The sequence below is a fragment of the Aquiflexum sp. genome, from assembly GCF_977115555.1.
Genome location: NZ_CDSBKL010000484.1, coordinates 1 through 2,713 on the forward strand (window position 1 = coordinate 1; position 2,713 = coordinate 2,713).

Sequence of the window (2,713 nt, forward strand, 5' to 3'; positions counted from 1 at the left end):
TGACATTCCCTCTGCAGTCTCCCAACTCAGAGAAGGCGATGAAAAAGCTTTCGCTTTGTTGTATGATTTTTTCAGGCCTAAGATTTTTTTCACTTCCAAAAAGATGAACCTGTCTTCCGAAGATGCTGAAGAAATAGTGCAGGAGGTCTTCTTGATTATTTGGAAAAACAGGCAAAACCTCAATTCTGAGCTTTCTTTTAACGCTTACCTTCTAGCTATCCTCAAATCACTTATCATCAAAAAATCTAAAAAAGAAGCTAAAAGAATTGCCTACGAAGTGTATACCCTATCTACCAAGGAAATTGAAAGCAATGAAACTGAAATAGAGATTGAATATTCAGAGTTTGAACAGATCTCAATTTCTGAAATCGAAAAATTGCCCAAAACCCAAAAGGAGATTTTCAAAATGAAAAATTATGACCATCTACAATCGGGAGAAATCGCTGAGAAATTGGGGATCTCAAAAAGAACTGTTGAAAGCCATATATATGTAGCTACAAAATCCATAAAAAATAAGCTTCAAAAAAAATACCTTATCGCCATTAAATCTTTGGCAATCGGGCTTATTTATTACTTTTTTTAATTATTACCTGAAGAATTTCACTGCTATTATTTCTTGTTTTTAAAAAAAGTAAAATATTTTTCATCCGAGACTAAGTAAATCCTTTTCCTAAATGCTATATGTTGGAAAGAGATAATTAATGAATTATAGCAAAAAAGATATTGACAGGTATTTTGAAGGAAAGCTTTCAAAAAAAGAGGCGAAAGATTTTTTGAATTGGCTGAACTCCTCCGAAGGAGAATCAACCTATAATGCCATCATTGAGGATATTTGGTCAGATGAATCAGGCACTGTTGATATTTTGTCGGAGGCGAATACGCCTCAAATCCCTTCATATTCTCAGAAAATTGTTTCATTAGATACCTTAAAGCGTTCAGAAAACTTTAACGCTAAGAAAAAATCAAGGTCGATCAAACTTTGGGTCAGCGTTGCGGCGTCCTTTATACTTCTTATTTCAGTAAGTTATATTTTTAATCTGAATACCACTTTCCAGCAAGTAGAAGAACCAATAGTATCCAAAGAAGTCAAAACCATTGAAAAGTTTACCCCAAAGGGAAATAAAAAAATTATCACGCTTCCCGACGGATCTACGGTGGTTTTGAATGCGGAAAGCAAATTGACCTATTCCGATGACTTTGTCCAAAACAGAATAATCACTTTGGAAGGGGAAGGATTTTTTGATGTCGTTCGAGATGAAGACCATCCTTTCCAGGTAATTACCGGTAATATTTCCACCACTGCCCTTGGTACAAGTTTCAATATCAAAGCATACGAGGGTAATCCAGACATTCAAGTAAGTCTAGCAACAGGAAAAGTAAGGGTAGAAAATAGTTTTGACCAGAACCTATTGGAAATACAGCCCGGTGAAGCTGTTTATTACTCTGAAGAAAAAAATATTTTGAAAAAACAGGAAGTGGACCTTTCACAGGTATTAAGCTGGAAAGAAGGTGTCCTACAATTCGAAAAAGTTCCTTTCAACCAGATCATCGAAGATCTGGAAAGGTGGTATGGCGTAGATTTCCGGGTTATTGGAGATGAAAAAATCCCGGATTATAAATGTTCAGGTACTTTCAAACCTCATGAATATTTGTCCAACGTCTTAGAAGTATTAAGCTATTCCATAGAATTTGACTATAAAATAAATGGAAAAGAGGTAATTCTTGAATTCAAATAACCTAGCCTATGAAACAAAAAAAAGCCACAACGATCCGAACTGCTTCCAAATACAGAAGTGTTTGTTCCTGGTCAAATCCATAAAGGATTGTAGAGGAAATAGTACAATAATATAATAATAGACACTAACACAACCCAAAATATGTTACAACCGCTACAAAAAAAACCGATTATGGTTATAAAACGCACTATTTTTAGTGTGTTTCTGCTAGCCATAGCTCTTAATGAAGTTTTTGCTAATAGCAATATGGTCCAGATTAAAAGTATTGATGAAGTATACATCAAGCTTGACATCAGGCAAGGCAGTTTGGAGAACATCCTAAATGCCATAGAAAACAAAACAGATTACAGTTTTTTTTATTCTGAGAAAAATTTAAAAGACAATTCCAATATTGAGCTATCAACCTCAAACGGAACCGTCGCTGAAGTCCTTACAGAAATAGCCAATAAAAAGCAGCTCTATTTTAAGCAAGTCAATAATGTCATCAGCGTAAAGTCACATTCTCCTGATATTTCGACGAAAAAAATTGATATCCAGATTGATAAGGTTGATGTAGAAATCACAGGAACTGTTACCAGTGAATCCGGTGAAACCCTTCCTGGGGTTGCAATTTCCATTGAAGGCACCTCAGCTGGAACCGTTTCAGACATTGATGGAAAATACAGAATTTCTGTCCCTGAGGGAGCTACTTTGGTGTTTTCATATATAGGATTTGCAACACAAAGAGTTGAGATAGGTAACCGTTCTGTCATTGACATTGTGATGGCACAAGAAGCAAGAGCGCTTGAAGAAGTTGTTATTGCAGCCTTGGGTATCCAAAAAACTTCAAGAAGTATAGGCTATGCTGCTACAAACGTTGGTTCTGATGAAGTGACCATCAACAGAACCCCGAATTTCATGAATGCATTGCAGGGAAAAATAGCCGGTGTGGCCATTTCCCCGATGGGAACAGGTCCTGGAGGAACAACCAAAATCAG

3 protein-coding genes are annotated in these 2,713 nt (G+C 36.1%); all 3 read left to right on the forward strand.

Annotated elements, in window-relative coordinates; translation table 11 throughout:
• Positions 1 to 583 (forward strand): sigma-70 family RNA polymerase sigma factor (locus ACZFYI_RS18585; protein ID WP_462525619.1); only part of this gene is annotated, 583 nt, incomplete at its 5' end.
• Between the two features lie 118 nt (positions 584 to 701).
• Positions 702 to 1,736, forward strand: coding sequence for a FecR family protein (locus ACZFYI_RS18590; protein ID WP_462525620.1), 1,035 nt, complete (start codon positions 702 to 704; stop codon positions 1,734 to 1,736).
• Between the two features lie 171 nt (positions 1,737 to 1,907).
• Positions 1,908 to 2,713 (forward strand): carboxypeptidase-like regulatory domain-containing protein (locus ACZFYI_RS18595; RefSeq protein WP_462525621.1); only part of this gene is annotated, 806 nt, incomplete at its 3' end.

Coding starts and splice junctions, on each gene's coding strand:
- ACZFYI_RS18590 (WP_462525620.1), top strand. CDS start 702: ATGAATTATAGCAAAAAAGATATTGACAGGTATTTTGAAGGAAAGCTT.